This is a genomic window from Deinococcus arboris (genome assembly GCF_009755355.1).
Taxonomy (GTDB): Bacteria; Deinococcota; Deinococci; order Deinococcales; family Deinococcaceae; genus Deinococcus; species Deinococcus betulae.
In genome coordinates this window covers 40,314-55,975 of the sequence record NZ_WQLB01000031.1, presented here as the reverse complement: position 1 = coordinate 55,975, position 15,662 = coordinate 40,314, and the positions used below count along the sequence as shown (strand labels likewise).

General features: G+C 65.4%; 11 protein-coding genes. 1 reads left to right on the top strand and 10 read right to left on the bottom strand.

Annotated features, from left to right (window positions below):
• The first annotated feature begins 161 nt into the window (after positions 1-161).
• Positions 162-1,070, top strand: coding sequence for a hypothetical protein (locus GO986_RS18110; RefSeq protein WP_157460711.1), 909 nt, complete (start codon positions 162-164; stop codon positions 1,068-1,070).
• A gap of 115 nt (positions 1,071-1,185) precedes the next feature.
• Here the strand turns inward: GO986_RS18110 and GO986_RS23075 are convergent, their stop codons facing one another.
• The 10 genes from GO986_RS23075 to GO986_RS18060 all read right to left on the bottom strand — a co-directional run bounded on the left by GO986_RS23075 (position 1,186) and on the right by GO986_RS18060 (position 15,655).
• A complete protein-coding gene (locus GO986_RS23075; protein ID WP_232337880.1) occupies positions 1,186-2,100 on the bottom strand; it encodes a hypothetical protein in 915 nt (304 codons plus the stop codon).
• A gap of 1,031 nt (positions 2,101-3,131) precedes the next feature.
• Positions 3,132-3,482: a hypothetical protein gene (locus tag GO986_RS18100; protein ID WP_157460710.1), complete on the bottom strand. Its 351-nt coding sequence runs from the start codon at positions 3,480-3,482 to the stop codon at positions 3,132-3,134.
• A complete protein-coding gene (locus GO986_RS18095) occupies positions 3,479-4,180 on the bottom strand; it encodes a glycoside hydrolase family 19 protein (protein ID WP_198170803.1) in 702 nt (233 codons plus the stop codon). Before GO986_RS18095 ends, GO986_RS18100 begins: the two co-directional genes overlap by 4 nt.
• On the bottom strand, positions 4,167-4,637 hold the full coding sequence (locus GO986_RS18090; protein WP_157460708.1) for a hypothetical protein: 471 nt from the start codon (positions 4,635-4,637) through the stop codon (positions 4,167-4,169). Before GO986_RS18090 ends, GO986_RS18095 begins: the two co-directional genes overlap by 14 nt.
• A complete protein-coding gene (locus GO986_RS18085) occupies positions 4,630-5,091 on the bottom strand; it encodes a hypothetical protein (protein WP_157460707.1) in 462 nt (153 codons plus the stop codon). Before GO986_RS18085 ends, GO986_RS18090 begins: the two co-directional genes overlap by 8 nt.
• Position 5,092: 1 nt before the next feature.
• Entirely contained in the window at positions 5,093-5,410 is a 318-nt protein-coding gene (locus GO986_RS18080) for a hypothetical protein (protein ID WP_157460706.1), read from the bottom strand.
• A gap of 100 nt (positions 5,411-5,510) precedes the next feature.
• The gene (locus GO986_RS18075; RefSeq protein WP_157460705.1) at positions 5,511-7,754 is read right to left on the bottom strand and encodes a hypothetical protein; all 2,244 of its coding nucleotides are present in this window, start codon (positions 7,752-7,754) and stop codon (positions 5,511-5,513) included.
• A complete protein-coding gene (locus GO986_RS18070; protein ID WP_157460704.1) occupies positions 7,741-8,331 on the bottom strand; it encodes a hypothetical protein in 591 nt (196 codons plus the stop codon). Before GO986_RS18070 ends, GO986_RS18075 begins: the two co-directional genes overlap by 14 nt.
• Positions 8,328-9,914 (bottom strand): hypothetical protein, encoded by a 1,587-nt coding sequence (locus tag GO986_RS18065; RefSeq protein WP_157460703.1) that lies wholly within the window; start codon positions 9,912-9,914, stop codon positions 8,328-8,330. Before GO986_RS18065 ends, GO986_RS18070 begins: the two co-directional genes overlap by 4 nt.
• Entirely contained in the window at positions 9,914-15,655 is a 5,742-nt protein-coding gene (locus GO986_RS18060; RefSeq protein ID WP_157460702.1) for a tape measure protein, read from the bottom strand. Before GO986_RS18060 ends, GO986_RS18065 begins: the two co-directional genes overlap by 1 nt.
• Between the last annotated feature and the right edge of the window lie 7 nt (positions 15,656-15,662).

The window sequence follows — 15,662 nt, the reverse complement described above, 5'->3', positions numbered from 1 at the left end:
CGCGCCGGATAGCGTTGACGAATCCTGAATACCGCGCTATCTTGGAGAAATCAAGGCGGCCTTCGGGTCGCTTTCTTCGTTGAGACCCAGTGCCTTCATCAACGCCCCCCCAACGCGAACCAGTGAAGACCAGGCTCGTGCAGGCACGCTACGCTGAGAGCGTGAATAAATCCCTGCTGTCGGCGTTGGTTCTGACCGGCCTCCTGAGTGCTTGCGGCTCAACCACCCCAGCCACAGTGCATAGTGCTGGCACCCTCCTCGGGGACGGCGCAACTGGGCAGGTCCTCGCTTTGGGAAGCACCGGCATCCACATCTTTTCCGGGCTCACTGCGCCTGGTCCTGACTTTAAGGCGCCCAGTGGTCTGGGGCAACATGACTATTACCTCAACACGACCACCGCCACCCTCTACCGGTCGAATGGTCAGACGCTAGAGGTGTTCACCAAGCTGACCCATCCTCAAGCCAGTGGAGCAGGACCGGCACAAGTCTTTTACAGCGACCAACTGCCGACAAGCACTGGCTTCGTTAAACCAGCTCGCGCCAAGGCCGGGGATTATCAGCTTGATACACAGTCCGGGAACTATTACTACTTCAATGGGAGTCAGTACCAACTGGTCACCTCACTCACACTGGGTCAGGGTTCTGCGGCCACCATCTACTCCGCACCGTGGATCAATATTCACGAGCAGCCTTCTCTTTCGCTTACGGGCGGCCGACCGTACGTGCAAAGTAACTACGCCTGTATTTTGAGGGTAAGCGTCTTCGACACAGGGATTACTCAGGACGTGTTAGACCGTGGCGGCTTTCTGGTCTATGGCGCAACACCAGAGGGCAAAGTCGTGCAATTTAATTACACCAACTACAATTATGGGACAGCTGCACCGGGAGATTACTATGGCCAGCCGGGCACTTTTCCAAGTGCCAGTGGAGAGGGTGGTTTCTATAATGCCGAGCTTGGCGTCTTGAATTTGTATTACTACAATCCAAGTTTCTATACAGCGTGCCAAACACCTTCGGCGGTCACTCAATATCCCAAAGTCCGTTATGTGGTACTGACAGGGACCAATTAGAGACATCAGAGCGGCTTTTAGGTGGCCCTCTTCGTTTGCTGCGCGACCAGAAAACGCCCCCGCCACGCCGAAGCGCAAGCGGGGGCCAGTGTTTGGCGCAAGTTGTCCGTGGGCTCTATAACTCCGTCTCTAGATAGAAGCTGATGATGTCCAGGGCGACCGACGCCATGGCCGTGTTGTTCGTCCGCAGCAGGCGCGGGCTCAGCAAGGTTGACGCACTCGGGACCGCTGCCGCCCCCGTCACCGTCTGCACCGCCGTCGCCACCCCCGTGCGCAGGTTGATCAGCTGCACATAGACCGTGTTCGCCAGGGTCGCTGGCGCATAGAAGCGCGCTTCATACACGTCCGCTGTCAGGGTCCCTGGTGCCCCCACCGCTGTGCCCAGGGCCACCGCCGTTTGCGCGGCCGTGCCGCCGCTGAACAGGTAGAACTGCGTGGTGTCTGTGCTGAGCTGCCCTACCCCGATGGCACCCGTGAGCGTGTTGAACTCGACATTGCTCACGCTGGTGGCGGTGTGGAAACCAATGAACATGCGCGCGGTCGGCACAGCCGCCGGATCAGACGGCACGAACCGGAAGACGGCATAGAACCCACTTCCATCCACCGCGCCGCTTCCCGTGGTGAATTGCAGGGTGGTGCCCAGCAGGCCGGCAAAGTTGCCCTGGGTTGAGTTGCTCACCAGGCCGAACCGACGTGTCCGGGTCGCCGCGTTGGTGGTGGCCACGTTGCGGGCATTTGAGACCCCGAACGAGGAGAAGGCCCCGAACCCCTCGGTCATGGTGGCGGTGTTATTGCCCTGGGCATTCCAGCGTGCCATGCGCAGGCTGCCCAGGGCGGTCTGGAGGGGCCGCAGCAGCCCGTCCGGCCCAAGGCAGGCCGGCACCACTCGCCCCAGGTCGCTCCGGGCATGCAGGCTGAGCAGCCCAGCACCAGGGGTGGCTGGGGTGTCGGTGGTCAGCAGGAGGCTTCCAGAGCCGTCAATGCTGACCTTGCTGGCCCCGGCCAGCGCACTGCCCCCGTGGTATTGCACCTGTCCTGCACTGCCGCCGGGACTCGCGGCGCCGCCGCCAGCAGGGCCCTGTGGACCTGTGGGGCCTGCGGGGCCCTGGGTGCCAGTTGCTCCCGTGGCGCCAGGGGGGCCAGCGGCCCCGGCTGCACCGTCAGTCCCGGCCAGGCCAGTGCTACCGGTCGGGCCCGTGGCCCCAGGATTCCCCGGCGTCCCCGTCGCTCCGGTGGCGCCGGTTGGCCCAGCTGGCCCGGTCGGGCCCTGAGCCCCTGCTGAGCCTGCGGGGCCAGCATTGCCCTGGGCTCCGGTTGCGCCAGTGGGTCCGGTGGCCCCTGGACTGCCAGCTGGGCCAGCCTCCCCCTGAGAGCCCGTCGCGCCTGCTGGACCTTGACTCCCGGTCGCGCCGGGGTTGCCCTGGGCGCCGGTGGTTCCTGTCGGGCCGGTGGGCCCAGTCGCGCCCGTAGCCCCGGTCAGGCCGCCAGGGCCGGTGCTGCCGGTGGGTCCTGCTGGCCCCTGGCTGCCGGTGGCGCCTGGGGTGCCCTGGGGACCAGTGGCCCCTGCAGGTCCTGGATTGCCCTGAGCGCCGGTCGCTCCAGTCGCTCCAGTCGGTCCCGCGCTGCCACCCAAGCCGTCAGCTCCCGTGGGACCAGCAGCGCCAGGAGAGCCCTGTGCCCCAGTCGCACCAACAGCCCCGGCTGGCCCCTGAGGTCCGGTTGGACCCACTGCACCCGGCGCACCGTCCGCCCCGGTTGGTCCTGGTGCGCCTGTGTTGCCCTGCGGCCCGGTCGCTCCCGCCACGCCGGCGGATCCAATTGGCCCAGCCAGCCCCTGAGCCCCGGTCGCGCCCGTGTTCCCTGCAGGCCCGGTGACGCCGGTTGCCCCTACGCCGCCGGTTGGCCCTGCTGCCCCAGTCGCCCCCTGTGGCCCCGTGGGACCCGTCGAGCCCGCGCCGCCACCCTGATCCACCTCGATCGTCACCGCTGGCCCAGGCGTCACCGACACACCGATGGCCAGCGCTGGCCCCGGCTGCACCGTCACGTTCACGACGATGTCGCTCACGTGCCGCTCCGGGTGTAACCGGCCTGCCAGACCAGCACCAGGTCAAAGGCCGCCAGGTGCGCGTGCTGCGGTGCGGGCCCAATCAAGATGACCGTCGTGTCCAGTTCGAACTCAATGGCCTTCGGTGTCCAGGCCTTGCTCTGCGCGCCCGGAATCTTGAGGGTGACGCTTTGCCCGCTGACCTCTGCGCCCACGCCCATGTCGTACAGCACCTCACTCTGCAACCGTGTGCGCAACTGCGCCTGCACGGTGATCCCGGTCGGCAGCGTCACGCCAGAGACGCTCACGGTGACCGTGGCGTCCTGGCCCTGTTTGAAGCCTGAAGCGCGTGGCGTTGGCGTGGTCACAGCAGCGCCAGCGCCCGCTGCACCTGGGCGTCCCGCGCGTCAAGGTCTGCGGCCGTGTCGGCCAGGACATCCAGTGGCAGATCCGTGGCCAGCAGGCCGTAGCGCGGCATGCGGCTCAGGGCCCGCTGGTACAGCACCTCCCGGTCATCGAGGCCATTCAGCCCGCCGTTGATCGCCCGCGTCACCACCCGCACGTCGCCGCGCTCCGCCGGTCCGTTCAGGCCATGCGCTTGCCAGAACGCCCCCGCCACCAGGGCACTGACCCCGTACTGCAGCAGCTGGTCCGGCTGGCTGACCAGGTCCACCCCCACCAGGCGGCCGTACGTCTGGTAATTGGCCCGCCCAGTCAACTGGATCAGGCCGCGCCCACGAAAGGTAAAGCCCTCGCGCGGCCCATTCCCCATCCGCCCGCCGTACACCATGTCGCCCAGCGCCTGCGGATTGAACTGGAAGGGCAGGGCCGCACGGACGCTGGGAAAGCGGCCTGGCCACACCTGCACCAGGCGCGTCGCCCGGTAATTCAGGTTCTCCTCCTGCGGAATCAGGCCGGACTCGTGGGTCAGCTGACCCAAGGCCATGGCTACCACCAGGCGCGAGGTGAGACCGTACCGGGTGAAAGCCTGCTGGAGCTTGGTGGCCGCCACGTCTGGGCGGGGGTGCCGGGGGTTCAGGGCGCGAACAACGTCAGGGGTGATCATGGGTGTCATCTCCTTCCAGGTAAGCCACGCGCGCCCGCAGGCGGGTGTTTTCTTTCAGCAGTTCGGTCACGCGGGCGGCCAGGGCTCGGAGCTGCCCCGTGACGGCCATGAGCCGGGTCGTGATGGTCAGCAGCGCCAGATTCCCCAGGGCAAATGTCAGGGTCAGCGGGGTGCCACTGAAGTGCCCGCGCGCCAGGTTGCCGATCAGGCTCAGCCCCAGGCAGAGGTACGCCAGGCGCTGCACGGGCGTGAACTCCGCCCAGCGCAACTGGAACGCCCGCGCGATGTTCATGACGATCAGGGCGCGCAGCCCCTCCTGCACGATGGGCGGGCCCAGTTCCGTGTCCGCGATGTCCGCCACCCAGGCGCTGTACATGTAGGCCAGGACCATCAGCACGTAGAGCACGGTGATGGCGAGCGCACGCGGCCACCCCCCTTTGAGAGTCGTCTTACGCATCGTCCTCACCGTCCTTTTTCTTGTTCCGCACCTTTGAGGCGTCGTAGCTGATGCTGACGCCTTTGAGTTTGGCCACTGCTTCACCCAGACTGAGCACCACCCCATACCCAGCCTTCAGGACGTCCTGGCCGGCATACGCGCCCAGAATCCCCAGGCCGATGCTGGCCCCGCCGCTGAGATTCCGGCTGGTGAAGTAGTGGAAGACGAAGTCCAGCAGAAGGGGCATGCACATGCCGCCCATCACGCCCAGGCCGACGTTGCCCCAGAAGCGCACCGGTTTGATCGGGCCCCGGTTGGCCTTGCTGGCTTCCTTGCTGACGGCTGTAAAGAGGGAAGCGCCGAACACGAAGAGCAGGCTCCACAGTTCGTCGGTGGTCAGGGGGAGGCCGGTCCCTGGGGCGAGTTCTTTGGCCGCCAGGGTGCCGGCAGTCATGACGATCAGGAGTTTGTCCATCTCAGGGCGCCTCCTTCAGGCGCAGCCAGCGCAGGTACTTGTCGCGGCCTTCCACCCACCAGGAGGCCGGTACCCGGCGGGTGAGCTGCTGGCCGGGCCGGAGGGTGAAGAAACCAGGGGGACTGTCGGGCTGGGTGCCCGTGCGGGACACGAAGCGGACGTAGGCCCGGCCCCCCGGCGGACAGCTGGGCGGCACCCGCACGGTGACGAGGCGGCCAGGAAAGCTCGGCTGGGCCGTGACGCGCGCGAGGCAGGTGGGCGTGGGGGCAGCACTCAGACTGAGCGCCGCCACGAACAAGACAGGAAGAATCAGACGCAAGGGCGCTCCTCCGAGGGCCGGAATGACGCTGCCCCCGGTGGGCAGCGGGGGCAGGGAACGTGGGCATGGCTTCAGGATTGGGCGGCGCGTGACACCCCACTCAGGCCGGTGGAGCGTGCCAGGTCATGTCTACGGTCATGTCGCGCACGCCCGCCACCGTCGTGTCCTGCGCCCCGTTGGCCCAGGCGTTCAGTTGCAGTCGCCCAGACGCCGCCCCGTTGCCGCTGCCCACCACGCGGGCATACATCTGCCGGATGGTCGGCTGGGGGTCAGTCCCCGCCGGGGCCGTCTCATACGCCACCAGGCGCCGCACGATCTCGGCCGGCAGGAACCCCGCGCCGAAGGTGTGCAGCGTGATGTACCCACTCAGCGCCGCGCTGCCCCCCTGAGGCCGCAGCATTCCGAACAGCCGCACCAGGCCGCTCTCCTCTTTCACGTACCGCAGGGGGTCCCCGCCGGGGACATTCTCAAAGCCCTGAATCGCTGGGGGCGCCGTGGGCAGCGGTACCGGCTTGACCAGCCCCATCGTGCCCTGCCCGTTGTCCTGCACCACCGTCCAGCTGCTCGGCACGATGGGGTTCACCGTCGCTCCCCGCCAGCGCATGTTCTTGGTGGTGCTCTCGATGTCCACGCCGATGCTGCTGGTGGTGAGTTGCAGGTCCGGCAGATCCACCGTCATGTCGTCACAGGCCCGCAGGGTGTAGCCCCGCCCGTTGTCGGCCGGCGAATTGTTCGCCTGCAGCACCTGCGAGGTGCCGATGGCGCCGCCGCTCAACACCCAGCCCCGCGAGTTGTTGAACAGCACCGCACTGGCCCCGCTGCTAGTCCCGTACGTGCCCCCATCGGCCGGCAGGATCTTGTTGCCCACAAAGCGGCTGCCACTGTAGCTGCGGGCACTCTGGCCGGCCACGCCGCCTTTGGTGCCACAGTTGTTGAACTCGACCAGGTGTTTACCGTAATTCCCGGCGCCCCCCTCATCCCGGTTGCGGCCCTCCACGTTCAAGCCCTCGACGGTGCACGTCGCAGCGTCCTCGACAATCAGCGCCTGGGCCACCGCGTTCATGTTCAAGCGTTTCAGATGCAGTTGGCTGGCGGCGTCGGTCGGGTTCGTGGGGTCCAGCAGGCTCAGCCACAGGCACGGCACCCCCGTGTTCCCTGCCCAGCTGCCGTCCGCGATGTAGATGCTGTCGCCCAGCTTTTCCAGCCGCACACCGCCCCGCACTTTGGGCGCGATGATGCGCAGCAGGAACATGCCGTTGTTGCCAGTGTTCGTGCTGTAGATGGCCCGCCCGTCCGGATTGGTCGCCACGAACTGGCCGCCGTCAATCAGGACGTCCGCGAGGTTGTCGCTCGCCGTTGGCTTGAGAATCAGCGCGTGTTTGGCGCAGGGGCTGCCCGTGGTCGGCAGAATCGCCAGGTCCAGGAAGCGGTAGCCGTACTCCGTGCTGCTGCCGGGAAAATCCTGTGAGATGCGGCTGGACACCTCCAGAATGCTGGCCGTACCCGGCGTATCGGTGCCGTAGCCGATGTAGCCGCCGTACTGGTTGGCGCCCCAGTCCAGGGTGACGGCCCGGTTCAGGGTCAACAGGATGTCGGTGCGGCCGTCCGGGCGCGTCCAGGGCGCGACGGGCCAGTATTCCAAGGCGCCGCCCGTGGTCTTGCTGCCACCCCGGATGATGGCGCCGCGCGGCGCCGCGTCGAACAGTTTTTGCAGCTGGGGCGCGGTGTTGCTCACCGGCTCCCGGTACCAGTCGGCGTGCAGCTGGAAGGGGTCATGCAGCCGCTGCCAGACGTAGGTGCTGTCCACATGGGCGAAGCGCAGGCCGTTGTCCACCGCACCCGCCACGCTGAGCAGGGCCCGCACGAAGGTGCCGCCCCGGCGCCGGTCGTCCACCGTTACGGTCGTGGCACCAGTGGCCAGCGCGCGCAGGGCGGTGATGTCCGCCACCCGCGCCACGCTGGTGGCAATGGTGGGCAGCATAGGCTGACGGGCGGTGACACTGCTGCCGGACCAGACCACCAGTTCGCCGGTGGCCGCCACCTGATAAGTGCCGGCGGCCTTGCCAGTCAAGTTGCTCTCGGCGGCGACCAGGCCGGTAATGCCCGCCGCCGTCGCCGCCTGCTGAATCGCACTGCTAATAGCCCCCTGGTACCCCGCCAGGCTGGTCCCCAGGTTCTGCAAGCCCGCGTCGACCGCCTGTTTCCTGGCTTCGAGGCCACTGGCCGCGGCGTCCAGTTCCAGGCGGCGCAGGCGCGCCAGTTCGGCCTCTTGATGGGCAATCTGAGCGGCCATATCCAGCTTTTCGGCGTCCACAATCACGCCGACTCGACTAGCTGATGTCATCGTAGTCCACCTCCAGAATTTGATACGTGATGCCGGAGAACGGCGCTGTATACGTGCCGGGCACGAAGCTGTACCCGTCCAGCGGCACCAGGTCCACGAAGTCGTCCCCGCCGCCGATGATCTCGGCGGCGCCCAGCACGTACAGCCCGTCGTCCTGTTCCAGTGGCGTCGGCCGGGGCCGCTGGTCATCCGGCCCCAGGTGGTACAGCGGCGAGAGCAGGTCGTAGGTCATGCTCAGCTTCCAACTCTGGCCGGCAAAGCCCTCTTCCGGGGGATCAAACACCGAGAGGCGCAGCACCGGCAGGAACCGCGCGCCGTCGTAGAGGCGGGTGGCCAGCCGGAAACGGCGCTCCATGATCGCCAGTTGCTCGCGGGCGTCCTGGGCCGAGACCCCACGCACCGTCGTCGTCACCGTCACCTGCGCGGGGGTGTATTGCCCGGGAGTCCCGGTGGCATACGGCCGCCCGGTCACCGGCAGCTGCTGCACGTCACCGGTGGCCTGCCGGCGGGGCAAAGGAATCCGAGTCTCTTGAGGCACCAGCGCGATGGCGCCGTTCACCATGAGGCGGTGCCTCATGGGCCGGCCTTCGCCGCCCGGATGGCGGTCAGGGTGGCTTCATCCAGCGCACGCCGGGCCAGGAAGCGGGTCGCTGCACTTTCGGCGGACTCCCGCTGCCCGGTTTGCACGACACTTACGCCCGGTTCGCCCAGTTTGATCATCAGCCGCACCACCTCCACGGGCGCCTCATACACGTCGCCCAGCAGGCGGCGCAGACTGAGTGTCGGGCGCGGCGTGACAGGCCACGGCACCCGCACGCTCGCCGGGTCCCGGCTGGGCAGGATCAGGTGGTAGGTGGCCAGTTGAGCCAACAGGCCAGTGTCAAGGACCTCGGGGCGCAGCTCGGCCAGGTTAAGGAGGGTGTTTTCAGGGATATAAAACCGGAAGGCGGTGCCGGCAGGCAGCGGCTCGCCACGCGTTTCCACCATCTCCTGCAAGGTGGCTTTCCCTGTTGCTCCGTTGTAGCGCCCGAAAGCGTTCTGCACGAGCGCGCTGCCTGGTACTCGGATCTCCAGTTTGCAGCCGGCCTGCTGGGCCTGATCCACGTCCCACACCGCGTCAATCACCAGGCGCTGCATCGGGGCCTGTGTCACCAGTTCTACCCAGGTTTCTTGGCCAGGAGACGTGGTGTAGGCGTCCCAGCCGGCACGGGTGCCACTGGCATCAGCCGTCAGGCGGTCGGTGAGGAGAGCCAACTGGGCCGCCGTGGGCTGGGCCACCCGCAGCAGGTTGAGGGTGAACGGCACGGTGGCCCAGCTCGGCACGCTGGGGTCCAGGGGCACCTCTTTCCAGGCCACGCCGTACCGCGCTTCGTGCTCGGTCTGGACCTCGTGGGTGATGGGCGTGCCGTCGTCCCAGGCGCCGACGTTGAAGAGCACGCGGGTGACGAGGGCCTCCGCGTCTGCGTCTTCAAAGGTAGCGGTCACCGCGCGGCCGGGCGTGGTCACCGTCTCGGTCAGGCTCAGCACGTCACCCGTGCCCGTGGTCAGGGGCCGCCAGAAGAGAAAGCGGTGTTCGTTCACGCCCCAGGCCTGCCCCCCCTGCGCGGAGAGGTAGTCAAGAACGGCCGTCAGCGTGCGGTTTTTGGCCTCCACTTTCCCCAGCGGCACGCCCACGTCAGGGATCAGGGCGGGGTCCAAGAGAATCGCCTGCCCGAGCTGCCCACTGTCAAGGACCGCCTGAATGGCCTGCCGGGCCTGGGCCCCCACATCGCCTTCCGCGAGGTCTACCGGTACCCGCACTTCCCCACAGCGCTTCTTCAGACCCGCCGCCTTGAAGTTGGTATGGCCCCAGCTGACCATCGCGTTGCCGCTCTTGACCACCACGCCCGCCCAGCGCCGCGTCCAGACGCCGGCGGTGTCCTGGGTATCCAGTTCCAAGAGGTCGCGGCCCTTGGCCCCCAAGGTGGGCCAGATGGCCTGAAAGGTCAGCTCTAAGCAGTCACCGTACCCGTTGTGTGAGGCTTCCAGGCCGTCAGCGGGAATGTTGACCTGCTGCGCGGCCGTGGCGTGGCTGGCAGAGCGCTCGTGGCGGAAGGTGCCGTCCCAATCACGCACGGTCAGGCGCCAATTGATCAGGGGCAGAGTGCTGGGGGCGATCATCAGCGGCTACCCAGCGTGCCGGAGTTGTGGGGGCCAGCGAAGCGCTCAGCAGCAGCGTACTGAAGTTCGGCGGCGCGGTAGCTCAGCCGGGCCGCGTCCATCATCAGTCGGGGCGCTTCGTTGGCCCCTTTCAACAGGTCGCGCGCCGTGTTCAGGATGTCGAGCGCCACGGTCGGCACGCCCGCCTGCACAGGCCCGGTGCTGTAAGCCGGCCCACCGGATGAGTTACCACCACCAGTGGTGGGCGTAGGCGGCAAGGCCTTGTCAATCGCACTTTTGATGGGCTTCAGAACACCTTCCAAAGTCTTGGCAATGCCAGGCAATGCCGCCCCGATCTGGCCGATGATGCCGGTCACGTCCCCACCGCTAGCCAGGGTGGTGGTCAGGTCGGTCAGCAGTTTGCCTAGGGTGCCCTTCAGCACCGCGCCCTGAATCAGCGCCTGGGTGACAGCGTCGATCAGCGCGCCGCGCACCCCTTCCCGGATGCCGGTCAGCAGATCGCCCGTGCCAGAAAGAAAGCTCCTGATGCCATTCTGGAAGCCGCCCAACACCCCAGATTCGATGGCTTTCGCAATGCTGGCCGCTGTTTCGTTGATGGACTTAATCACTTCAGGGCCGCCCCCAAACACATCGGCGAGCAAGCCCCGGCTCCGGGTGGTGAAGCTGCTGAACGCATCCGCATTGATCAGCGAGAACTGCTTCTGGAAGTCCTCGCGGGCCTTGGCCGCCTCTGCCTTCGCGCGTGCAAAGCCGGCGAAGGCGTCGATCAGGCTGCCCAGCACCTTCACGGCCGCGCCCACCCAGTTGCCCTGGGCGATGTCCATCGCCACGCCCTTGACCAGTTCGAAGGCTTTGACGGCGCCGTTGATGTTGGCCGCCAGGTTGCCGTTCCCGCTGGCTTCGGCCAGATTCGCGAGGCGCCCGGCCAGGTCGGTGGCGTACTGGCCGTAGGTGTTCATCTTGTCAAGGAATCCAGTCAGTTTCAGATTCGGACTCATCCCGCGCAGCTCTGTGGCTAAGGCGCGGTAATGGGCGGCGAGGTCTGCGCGGCCTGCCAGTTCTGCCACCTTGGCCAAGGCCTCCAACTTGGGCAGCGCCTCTACGGCGGCCCCCAGGAAATCCCGAAGACCCACACTGCCCTCTTGATAGCCCTGCATAAGCTTCAAAAGGTTCACGGTGGTGTCGGCTGCCTGCTCATCAGCAGAAGTGCCCACCTCGTCCAGTGCAGCGCTGACAGTTGGCGCCGAACTGAGCACTTCTTGCGCAAAGGCCCGCCACCCAGCTGCCGCGTCAGCATCATTGGCCCGCTCAGCAGCCTGCGCGTACTGTTCCAGCACCAGCACCAATTCCAGTGCGGCTTCGGCGGCCTCCCCCGCTCCTATACGGCCCTGTTCGTACCCCTCCACGATTTCTCGGGCGCGCTGCACGGCATCCGCTGCCTGCTGGTCTACCTCGCCGGTTGCTGTGGCACTGGTCACCACCAGATCGGTGACGGCCTGAATGCGGGCACGAGTAGCCTCCAGATAGCTGTTGGCCAGTCCATCCAGATCGGTACCGCGCGCGAGGCTGGCCAGACGCTCTAGCATTGGCAACTCTGCTTCTAGAGCCTTGATATAGGCCAGTGGGTCACCGCCCGCTTCGTAAGCGCCATCAGCCGCACTGAGGACACCCGCTACTTCTCCTACGCGGTCATTCAGGCTACGAGCGCTTAAGGTGTCGCTCAATTTAGCCCGTAGGATGTCCCAAACGGGATCGTCGGCTAGAGCGCCGATAATCTCGCGCGCCAGATCAGAGCCAATGCCACCCAGTTCGGGGTCGTTCACTAGGGCGTCAAACTGCTCCCAGAATTGCTCTCTGCCCTCAGTGCCAATGTCATTAAAAGCGTTGCTGCCTACCGCCTGAATGACCGCGCGCAACTTTTCCTCAATGGCCCCAGGCTGATAAAACACCTCGTCCAATAAGCGGCCCGCCGCCTGTCCCGCCAAACTCTGTTCCAGGGTGGGGTCTGTGTTGACTGGCGCCTCATTCTGCGCGCGGGCCTCTTGAAGGGCGCGGCGCCCCCGGAAGGCGATAGCGTCCAGACTGTTGCCGCCCAGATCTGCTTCCAGCTGGGTCAAATTGTCACGCACATACTGTGCGGCTACTCCCGCTGCCCCACCCTTCTCAATCAATTCATCCAGCAGCTGTACATATCCGGTTTGGTGCGGGTCAAGGTCCTGGGCAATTAATTCCGACAGCATCCCGGTCAGACTGGTAACAGAGGTCTCTGCTGCGGCTGACGCGGCCTGGTCGGCATCAGCCTGTTCTTTGATCTGAGTAATGCGCTCGGCGCTCGTGCGGATCATGGTGGCTGCCGCTACGCCCTGATTCACCAATGCCCAGGTACTGCGGCGGGCCGCTTCGGCGTGGTCGTTTTCATAGAGGCCCGCCTGCCGGGCGGCAGCGCCCAAGGCATTGAAGCTCACCAGTGCTTCTTTGCGCCGGGCATCGTCAAACGTCCCGGCGGCCACCTGGGCCCGGATACCGTCAGCCAGCTTGCTGTACTCAGTGCGCAGGCGACGTACAGCGTCCGTTTCAGCGGCGCGCGCCGTGTCCACCCGCGCGTCTTGCTGATTGCGCGCTGTGGCCAGATCGATGTGGTATTCATCTCGGCTGTTGTTCAGGTCCTTGTTTTTCAGAGAGACGGGCAGACTGCGGTTGTTGATAATGCCGGCGTCCCGGTCGGCCTTCTCGCGGTCCAGTACAACCCGCTTGGCATCCAGAATGAGCTTGGCGTAGTAGGTTTCCACGGCCAAGCGCTTGGCGAGGTCCCCGCCCGCCTTGCGCAGATCCTCGTCTCGCAGGCGTTCCAGCTCTTTCAGCTCCAGCTTGGCGTCCGTGAGGCGCCCCTGACGGCTGGCCGCATTGACGGCGGCAGCCCGCGTCTGCGCCTCAGCCGTCCGGCGGTCCTCGGCTTCGTCCACCGCCCGCAAGACTTGCCGTGCCTGAGCCACTCGGCTCATAGCGTCAATCTGAATTTGGCTGTCCTTAGGTGCGCTCTGAGCGACCTTCTCCTGCTGGGTGATGAATGCTTTGAGTCCCGCAATGTACTCGGGCAGACCCTTTTTCCCAGCATATTCGTACTGGGTGTTAAGCGCCTGGAGCACGTCCACTGTGCTTTTCGTGCTGGTCTTGACCCCATCAATGGCGCCGCGCGCCGTCTTCGCCAGCGCAGCGTAATCTTCCCAACCCTTGCCCTGACGGCGGGCAACAGCGATGGCCTGATCCTCAATGGCCTTGAGGTCACGAATAGCCTGCTCGCGGTTGATCAGTTTCAGATCCAGACGAGCCTGGATGGCAGTCACTTTGGCGGTCAGGTCCTTCGCGATGTCGGCCACCGAAGGGGGAGCAGCTGTGCCGCCGAACCCAGCGAAGTCAGTCGGCGCGGGTTTGGTCGGGGTTGACGGTGGAGTAGACGCGCCCCCAGGCAGCGGCTTACTGCCCAGAGCCCCGCCCGCACCGGCCGCCGATCCGAGGACCGGGGTGGACGGAGTGGACGTGGCCGCCGCTGCCATGAACTTCCTCCAGATTTTCTCGGCGTACTCGTCAGGGGTGGGATAGCCAGGTCCAGCATTTCCGCGCCCATACCAATCTTTTGCAGCTTCTTTGATGGCCTTTTCGAGGTCGCCTCCGGCTTCGCTGAGCCGCTTCTGGAGATTGGCCAGCATGCGCGTCTGCGAGATGGCCTCCTGAATTTCAGGGCTTCGCATGAACTGCGCAGGGGTTACGTCGCGGCCCAACGCCATGAAGTCCCAGCCTTCCCCCTTCACGCCCCTGTTGTCCATGTTGCGCTTGGCCCACGCCGCTGTGTTGCGGCTCGGGTCATACCGCGCGTCGCTGTAAAGCAGATGCTGGGGCATGACCTGGTACTTACCCAAAGCTCCCGAGTCGGGATTGAACGCCCCATAATTGCCTGCGCTTTCCTGGCCAAAGATGGCCGTCAGGAGTGCTTTCAGGGTGTCATCCGTGGTCATCTTGCCCAGCACGTCTCGCGCTGAGTTGGCGGCTTGACCAGTGGCGGCTGCATCTCGCGCCGCGTTGGCAGCGAGGTTGGCCCTATAGAGTCCTTCTGAAATACCCAAGCGATCACGAATGCCTTCGGGAACTGCGGCCACCATGCCCGCTACCGCCTCGCGCACCGTCAGGATCAGATCGGCAGCGAGATTACCCAGCGCACCCATGATGCCGTCGCGGATGCGGCGGCCCAGAACGGCGCCGGCCTCCATGAGCTTGGCTCCAGAGTTCTCAAAGGTCTCAGCCAACGCCTTTAAGGCGGCAACCGTATCGGTTTTAATGGTGTCCCATGCCCCCTGCCAGTCACCCTGCAGGAGCTTGCCTGCCGCACTAAAGATGGCCCCCACCATATCCATGCCTGCTCGCACATATCCAGCTACGAGCTCAAAGACGCGATGTACCACGGGCCAGATGGCTTCCCACGCCGGGATGAACACTGTTTGAACCAGCCAGCGCAGAGCATGGAAGGCACCCTTCAGGAATTCACTGAAGCTGGTCACCAGCGGCATGACGCCGCGTAGAACGTTCTGGACCGCCGGCTGAATGCTCTGCCAGGCCGGGAGGGCCACCCGCTGCCACACATCCCGCACCACGGTCAGGGCGTCGCGGATACCCGACTGGATATTGGCCATGACGGGCGCGAGGCGCTCGCGCAGGCCCTCGGCCTCGCGCCCCGCCCGGTCCCGCAGCACTTGAAAACCCTGGACCAATTCAAGGGTGAACGTCCGGACGTCCTCAAAGGTGACGCCCAATGCCCCGAACGCGGCACCGATGGCAGTTGCCACGCCGATAACGGGCAGCGCAGGGGCCAGCAGTGCCACCAGCGCTGCCCCCCCCGCCACCAGGGCGCCGATCAGCACACCGGTCAGTGCGCCGCCTACGATCATGATGGCCTGCTCGTTGTCACGTGCCCAAGCCTTCAGGTCAAATCCCTGAAAGTAGGATTTGACCTGCGCGAGGCCTTCGTTGACCTGTCGCATAACGCCCTTGAGGTCAAAGCCTTCAATCAGACTGTTACCAATACCCACCATGGTCTGATCAAGGTTGTCTTTGAAATTTGCCCACATCCCCAAGAGGGTCTGAGACTGGCGCTCCATCATTCCGCCGTATTTACTTTGCATTCCGCTTAGCAGTGCAGGAATGGCTTCGGCAGCGCTCAGGGTGCCCCGTTCAGCCATCTTCATGGCCTCTGGGATGCTCACACCAATCTTGTCGGCCAGCATCTGCCAGGCCGGAATCCCCGCCTCTGCCAGCTGGCCGATCTCTTCGGCACTGACCTTGCCCTTGGCGCGAATTTGCCCCAGGGCACGCGTGATGCGCTCGATTTTCTCGCTCTGCCCGCCTGCGGCGTCCCCCACGGCAGTCAGCAGGGGGATAATCTGCTCGGCACTGAACCCGAAGGCCAGCATCTGTTGAGCGCTGGCCTGAAGCCCTTTCAGTTCGAAGGGCGTATTCGCAGCAAAGTCTGCTAGATCTTTTAGGAAGGCACCAGTCTTCTGACTGCTACCCAAGAGGGTTTCAAAGCTGGCGGCGGTCTGTTCAGCCTGACCAGCGGCCACAACCGCTGAGGTGCCAAAATTCAGGGCCGCTTGACTGAGTCCCTGAAGCCCTTGCGCCAGCATCTGCACATTGGCCGCGCCACTGACAACCGCGTTGATAGAAAGAAGGATGCTGTCCACGGTGGCCATGCCTTCA